The organism is Nonomuraea sp. NPDC003707 (assembly GCF_053587055.1).
Window position 1 is genome coordinate 1 of record NZ_JBSFNK010000105.1, and the last position, 6,559, is coordinate 6,559.

6 protein-coding genes are annotated in these 6,559 nt (G+C 71.3%); 3 read left to right on the plus strand and 3 right to left on the minus strand.

Going from position 1 to position 6,559, the window contains the following annotated elements; translation table 11 throughout:
- Window positions 1–223: 223 nt before the first annotated feature.
- Entirely contained in the window at window positions 224–1,657 is a 1,434-nt protein-coding gene (locus ACWDRB_RS67485) for an MFS transporter (RefSeq protein WP_449912776.1), read from the plus strand.
- 107 nt (window positions 1,658–1,764) lie between these two features.
- Here ACWDRB_RS67485 and ACWDRB_RS67490 read toward each other — a convergent pair whose 3' ends face one another.
- Entirely contained in the window at window positions 1,765–2,691 is a 927-nt protein-coding gene (locus tag ACWDRB_RS67490) for an alpha/beta fold hydrolase (RefSeq protein WP_449912778.1), read from the minus strand.
- Window positions 2,692–2,895: 204 nt separating this feature from the next.
- Between ACWDRB_RS67490 and ACWDRB_RS67495 the strand changes: the two genes are divergently transcribed.
- Complete coding sequence (locus tag ACWDRB_RS67495; protein ID WP_449912780.1) at window positions 2,896–3,327, plus strand: cytochrome P450; 432 nt, start codon at window positions 2,896–2,898, stop codon at window positions 3,325–3,327.
- Between the two features lie 17 nt (window positions 3,328–3,344).
- On the opposite strand, the gene ACWDRB_RS67500 is transcribed toward ACWDRB_RS67495, so the two are convergent.
- Both ACWDRB_RS67500 and ACWDRB_RS67505 read right to left on the minus strand, forming a co-directional pair.
- Window positions 3,345–3,560: a hypothetical protein gene (locus tag ACWDRB_RS67500; protein ID WP_449912781.1), complete on the minus strand. Its 216-nt coding sequence runs from the start codon at window positions 3,558–3,560 to the stop codon at window positions 3,345–3,347.
- Between the two features lie 296 nt (window positions 3,561–3,856).
- Complete coding sequence (locus tag ACWDRB_RS67505; RefSeq protein ID WP_449912783.1) at window positions 3,857–5,233, minus strand: MFS transporter; 1,377 nt, start codon at window positions 5,231–5,233, stop codon at window positions 3,857–3,859.
- A gap of 88 nt (window positions 5,234–5,321) precedes the next feature.
- Here ACWDRB_RS67505 and ACWDRB_RS67510 point away from each other — a divergent pair, with 88 nt between their 5' ends.
- A complete protein-coding gene (locus ACWDRB_RS67510) occupies window positions 5,322–6,248 on the plus strand; it encodes a LysR substrate-binding domain-containing protein (RefSeq protein WP_449912785.1) in 927 nt (308 codons plus the stop codon).
- Window positions 6,249–6,559: the final 311 nt, after the last annotated feature.

The following is a 6,559-nucleotide window of genomic DNA, read 5'->3' on the forward strand; positions in this document are numbered from 1 at the left end:
GCGCCGCCTCCGCCAGCGCGCGTCCGAAACCCCGGGACGCGCCGGTGATGATCCAGGTCTTTGTCGTCATGCCGGCGACGCTACGGCTTCGAGCGCGCTCGAACGCAAACCCGTAGCCGGTCCGAAGGAATCCATAACTCCGCCGCCCCAGGGTGAGGGTCAACCGATCGCCGCACCGCGGTGTTCTTGCCGACGTCCCTCCCCCGGTCCCCTGGAGCCCTTCATGACTACCCGCCGCTGGGCGGCACTGCCCGTGCTGCTGGTCGCGGTGTTCGTGACCACGCTGGACTTCTTCGTCGCGAACCTGGCCGTCCCGTCCATCCGCGCCGATCTGCGGGCCGGTGACGCCGCGGTGCAGTTCGTGGTCGCGGGGTACGGGCTGGCGTACGCTGCCGGGCTGATCACCTCCGGGCGGCTCGGCGATCTGTACGGGCACCGGCGGATGTTCCGCGCCGGGCTGGCGCTGTTCACGCTGGCGTCGGCGGGGTGCGGGCTCGCGGGAGACGCGGCCTGGCTGGTGGCCGCCAGGGTCGCGCAGGGCGTGGCCGCGGCGCTGCTCGCGCCGCAGGTCCTCACGCTGCTCGGGGATCTCTACCGGGGCGCCGACCGGGCCACGGCCTTCCGCTGGTACGGCACGGCCGTCGGCCTGGCCGGGGTCAGCGGCCAGGTGATCGGCGGCGTGCTGGTGGCCGGCGATCCACTGGGGCTGGGCTGGCGGGCCTGCTTCCTGGTGAACGTACCCCTCGGCGCCGCGGCGCTGGCCATGACGGGACGGCTGCTCCCCCGGCCCCTGCCGTCGCCGCCCCGGCGAGCCGCGCCCCACACGCCCCGAGCCGGGCTCGACCTGGGCGGGGCCGGGCTCGTGACCGCCGGGCAGGTGGCGATCGTGCTGCCCCTGATCGAGGGCCGCGAACAGGGCTGGCCGCCGTGGGCCTGGTGGTGCCTGGCCGCCTCCGGCCCGATCCTGGCCGCGTTCGTGCGCCGTCAGCGGCGGCTGGCGGGCTCGGGGCGGATCCCGCTGCTCGACCTCGACGTGTTCGCGGACCGGGCGTTCGCCTGGGGTCTGGTCGCCGTGGCGCTGCTGTTCGGCACCTCGGCCGGGCTGTCGTTCGTGCTCGCCCTCTACCTGCAGGACGGCCTCGGCCTCGACCCGCTCGCCGCCGGAGCCGTGTGCACCGCGCTCAACGCGGGCTTCTTCGCCGCCTCCCTCCGACCTGGACGCTTCGGCGCACCCGTACTGCTGCTCGGGCTGTGCCTCCTGTACGACGTCGTGGCACGCGCGGCGCAGCCGTACCAGGTGGCCATGGCCCTCCTCGTGGTCGGCGCCGGGATGGGACTGATCATGTCGCCGCTGCTCTCCTCGGTGCTGTCGGCCGTACGCCCCGAGCGGGCGGGAGCCACGGCCGGGGTGCTCGGAACCGTTCAGGAGACCGGGGGCGTGCTCGGCTGCACGATCACCGGCACCGTCTTCTTCGGCACGCTGGACGGCGGCGACTGGCGGTCCGCGACACTGGCCGCGCTGTCCGTGCTGGTCGCGGGCGCGCTGGGCGTGCTGGCCCATGCCGTGCTACGTCCCCGCGCCCGCACCCCGGTGACGGCGACGTCAGGCGGGCAGCACGATCGCCGGCCGGACGGCCTGGAATGCGGGCGACCCTAGCCGAGACCGTGCTGCTCGATCATCCGGCGAAACGGCCCACCCGCCGTACGACGAACACGGTGACCTTGGACCTGGCCGGCCGGACAACGGGTTACGGCAGCCCGTGGTCACCGGACCGATCTGATCGCCTCGATCACCAGGTCGGGCTGGGCGTGCTGCACGTAGTGGTCTGTGGTGCCGGCCACGACGACACGGCCGCGGCTGGACAGCGCGGCGAGGCGTCCGGCCTGATCGGCCGCCGTCGCGGGCTGCCCCGCGGGGATGACGACCACGACGGGCAGGTCGCGCCACGCGCCTGGTCGTACCGTCGCGCGGACCTGGGCGGCGCTGTCCGCCGCGGCCCAGGCCTCGGCCCGGGCGGCGCCCATGCTGCCCGCGCCGTAGACGACGGGAGCGCTCGCACGCGCCGCCGCGGTGGCCTCGGCGGGCACCAGCGCGTCGCCGAACAGCCGCAGCACGGCGAGGCGCGCCAGGGCCTGGTTGACGGTGAACTGCGCGGCGAGGAGCGGGCGGGAGATCTGGAGGGCTTCGGTGGCGTTCTCGTCCGTGACGTCGATCAGCACGAGCCCGGCGGTCAGCGCGGGCCAGTGGTGCGCGAAGAGTCGCACGATCGTGCCGCCGTAGGAGTGTCCGACCAGGACGTACGGCCCCGCCTCGCCCGCCGCGGCGAGCAGCGCGCGCAGTTCAGCCGCGGCGCGGTCCGCCGTACGAGGGGCCGGGCCGTCCTCGCTCCAGGCGTATCCCGCGCGGTCGTACGCGCACACGCGGCCGGGCAGTCCGCGCTGGATCACGTCCCAGCTCGCACTCGACTCCGCCAGGCCGGCCTCCAGGACGACGGTCGGCGTTCCCGAGCCCGTGCAGTGGACGTGCAGCCGGTGGCCGCCCACGTCCACCAGCCGCCCAGGCACGGGCGGGTCCCCCTGCCGGGCCACCGACTCGTAGCAGAACCCGGTGACGGCCGCCAGCACGACCACCGCCGCGCACCAGGCGGCGGCCCTGCGCAGCGCTCGGGCGACCACAGCTCTCTTCGACACGTCACGAATCTAGGGACGCGATCGCCGTGCCACCTCGTCCTCCAGGACGAGCCGCCTGCAGGAGCGGACGCCGGAGGACCTCATCCATCAGGATGAGACTCTCGCCCGCCCGGTGACGGCGAGGTGGGGTCACGGAAGGTCGACGCAGGTGACGGAGAGGGTGCCGTCCTCGCCTCGGCGAGCAATGCCATCGGCGTCACCGCCATGCGTGTGATCATCGAAGGCCGCCTGCCCGACCTCACCCCCGCCGTGGTCGACGAGGCTCTCCGCATGCAGTCGGGCCGCACCGGCGAGCCCTTCCCCCGCTACGCCCATCAGGACCTGGAGCTGGACGGCATCGCCATCGAGTCCGGCGACCTCATCCTGGTCCGCCTGGAAGCCGCCCACCGCGACCCGGCCCACTTCGCCGGCCCCGACCGCTTCCTTCCGGGCCGCCGCTCCTCCCCTCCCCTGGTCTTCGGCCACGGCCCGCACTACTCACTGGGCGCCGTCCTCGCTCGCGCCGAGATCGGCGCCGCCCTGTCGGCGTTGTCACGTCACCTTCCCGGGGTACGGCCGGCCGAGCCGCTCGAGAGCGTGGAATGGACCACCAACAGCGTCGACATCGGCCCGCTCGCCGTACGCGTCACCTGGTAGGCCTCCCGACCGCTCCCTTAACAAGAAGCGGTGAGAGTGGCCTTCCAATAATGTTCGGAACCGGCCGGAGAATAGCTCGTGCTGATCTCCTGACAGCTACTGCTGTACGCCTGCATGGCGGCCACCGCGCTGGCATGAGCATCCGAGGGGAGATAACCGTAGCCGACGAAGGTCCGTTGATCCGCCACGGCGACGTCGGCCAGGCCGACTACGACTGCCGCCGCCAATGTCATGGTCGCCACCGCGCGGGTTACGCGTCGATGCATTGTTCCCCCAAGGGCAAACAAGATCGGTTTGACTTTTCAGTCAAACCGATCTTTCCATCAAGGTCAAGGGTCACCCTGGTACGGCAGCTGCCTCCGTCATCGAGGGAGCTCGCACGATGCGCCGGTCCAGCCTGGGGCCCGGCCGACCGGCCTCAGCCTCCAGCCACCCGGCCAGGCAACGGCACGAGCCCGGCAGGGCAGGACCGGTGATGTGCCACAGCGGCCGGCGAGTCGAGGCCCCGGAGTCCGCGGCTGCCGGCGGGTCAGGGAAGTTGCGATCGGGTGTGCGGTGTGGATTCCCGGCCGGTGCCGGACGGGCGCCGGGATACGTCGGACGGTGGCACTGCAGCGGGGCGGCATACGAAGTACGAGAGGGACAGCAGGAGAAGGGCAGCGGCGGGAACCGCACCGGCGACCGCCAGACCGATTCGGGGCCCGAGGTGCTGGTTGATGGCGCCGATCAGGGGTCCGCCGAGGGCGCCGCAGCCAAAGAACACGAGAAGGTAGACACCTATCGCCCTGCCGCGAAGCTCGGTTCCGGCAGCGACTTGCACGGTGGCGTTGACCGCGGTGAACAACAGCGTCGTAGCCATGCCGATCCCGGCGAGGGCGCACGCGAGGCTCCACGGTGTCGGCATGGCGGCGGCGAGTAAATACGTGGCGGCCACCGCGCACCCGGTCCAGGTCAGTCCGTTCATGGTGGTGCGGGTTCGACCGGCGGCGATCAGCGCGCCGAGCATGGAGCCGAGCGCGACGACGAAGGTGAGCGTCGCGTAGCCGGAGGGTCCGATGTCGAGGGTGCGGGCGTAGGAGGACAGTGTGACCGGCAGGCTGCTGGTGAACATGCTGAACGCGCCGGCCAGCGCGATGGGCCGCCAGATCTCCGATCGCCGTACCAGTCCGCGCATCCCACCTGGAACGAGTGCGGCGGCGCGCGCCGCGGGGCGCGGGTGCGGGAGCCGGTCCGGATCGATGCAGGCGAAGGCGATGAGCGGGACAGCGTAGGAGACGGCGTTGAGAGCAAAAGCCCAGCCGGGACCGACGGCGCTGATCAGTGCGCCGGACACTGCCGGGCCGGTGAGGGCGCCGAGTTGGTACGTCGAGGAGTTGAGGCTGATGGCGCTGTGCAGGTGATCGCGTTCGACCAGGTCGGTGACGAACGCCAGCCGAGCAGGCTGGTCGATCGCGGCGATGATGCCGAGAGCTGCCGCCAGGAGCTGGATGTGCCAGGCGGTGACGTGGCCGGTGAGGGTGAGCACGGCGAGGATCGCGGCCAGGGCGCCGGTCGCGGCCTGGGTGGCCTGCAACACCCGGCGCTTCGGGTAGTGGTCGGCGATCCACCCACCGGCCAGGCCGAAGACCAGCATGGGGGCCAGTTGCAGAGCAGTGGTGATTCCGACGGCGGTGGCATCTCCGGTGAGGCTGAGCACCAGCCAGTCCTGGGCGATGCGCTGCGCCCACATCCCGGTGGTCGCCACTGTCTGGCCGAGCAGCAGGAGTCGGAAGTTCCGGGAACGCAACGCGGCAAGCCTGGTACGTCGCGGGATAGGTGGTTTCGGCCGGGGGCTGGGGGGCTCTGGCCTGGCGGCCGCCCTGGTCACGACGGAACTCCTCCTTCGGTAACGGGGCTGTGTCTTCATCGTTGGGCACCGAGATGAATTTACGAAAGGGAATTGATCAAATAAGTCTTATTGCGAATCATGATGAGCTGGCCTAGCGTCGGGTCGTATGTTTCCTCCCGAGCAGGTGCGGACTTTCCTGGTAGTGGCGCAGTCATTGAGCTTCAGCCGGGCTGCGGCGGCACTGGGCCTCGGTCAGCCCACGGTGAGTCAGCACATACGCAAGCTTGAACAAGCGGTCGGTCGGCCGTTGCTGGTCCGGGACACTCGCAGCGTGACATTGACCGTCGACGGAGAGGCGATGGTCGGCTTCGCCCGCTCGATTCTCACCGCACACGCTCAGGCGGCGGACTATTTCAACGGCGGCGGAGTGCGGGGCCGGTTGCGATTCGGAGTGACCGACAATCTCGCGCTGAGCCAACTGCCGCGGATTCTGCGGGACTTCCGGCACCTCAACCCCGGCGTCACTCTGGACCTGACCGTGGCCCAGCAGGGCGTGCAACTGCAACGCCGAGTCGAATCCGGCCACGTCGACGTCGCCTTCCTCCAGACCACCGCCGGAGAGGGACGGGGCCGGCTGGTGCGCCGGGACCGGCTCGTATGGGCTGCCGTCGAGGGCAGCGGCCTACGGTGGGACGAGGGACAGCGGGTGCCGCTGATCGTGTATCAGGCGCCCAGCCCCAGCCGGGCGCTGGCGGTGCAGGCGTTGGAGCAGGCAGGCGTCAAACACCGTGTGGTCTGTACGGCGCGCGGGGTCAACGCCGTGCTGGCCGCCACCCGCGCCGGCCTCGGCGTTGCGATCTTCGCCCGCAGCCTGCTGCCCGCCGATCTGGTCGAGCTTCCCAAGAGTGCCGGACTACCCGAACTGGGCGAACTCGACCTCGTCCTGCTGACCAACCCGCGCGCCCCCTCCGAACTCGCGGAGGCCTTGACCAGCGCCATCCTCGCGCACGCCAACCCCACCGGCTCCATCCCCGACACCCGTCACCGGACGGAGGCTCCGACAGGTGCGGAGATCCGCCGGACGCGCCAGTAGAGGGCAAGGGCTCGATGCGTTCCCATGACCTGGTCGCCGGAGTTCCGGCGTGGGCACGGCGCTCCGCTCAGCAGGCTCAACCACGGCCGAACCCACGGGGATCCGGCCGGGGGCCTGGAACGGCCCCGGTCCGCATGGATGGACCGGGGCCGTTCGTCGTCACCGGGCTTGGTCTGCCTCTCCTTGGGAGGCTGCGGGTCACAGGCTGCGGGCGGAGATGTCGCCGTTGGAGGTGGTGGCGTGGATGTCGAGTTCGGCGGTCCCGTCGTTCTTGAGGGCGTTGGTGATACGGCCGTAGGTGGTGCCGGCAT

Excerpts from the sequence above, each read along its gene's own strand:
- ACWDRB_RS67485 (WP_449912776.1), top strand. The coding sequence starts at position 224 with ATGACTACCCGCCGCTGGGCGGCACTGCCCGTGCTGCTGGTCGCGGTG.
- ACWDRB_RS67495 (WP_449912780.1), top strand. The coding sequence starts at position 2,896 with ATGCGTGTGATCATCGAAGGCCGCCTGCCCGACCTCACCCCCGCCGTG.
- ACWDRB_RS67500 (WP_449912781.1), bottom strand. The coding sequence starts at position 3,560 with ATGACATTGGCGGCGGCAGTCGTAGTCGGCCTGGCCGACGTCGCCGTG.
- ACWDRB_RS67505 (WP_449912783.1), bottom strand. The coding sequence starts at position 5,233 with ATGAAGACACAGCCCCGTTACCGAAGGAGGAGTTCCGTCGTGACCAGG.
- ACWDRB_RS67510 (WP_449912785.1), top strand. The coding sequence starts at position 5,322 with ATGTTTCCTCCCGAGCAGGTGCGGACTTTCCTGGTAGTGGCGCAGTCA.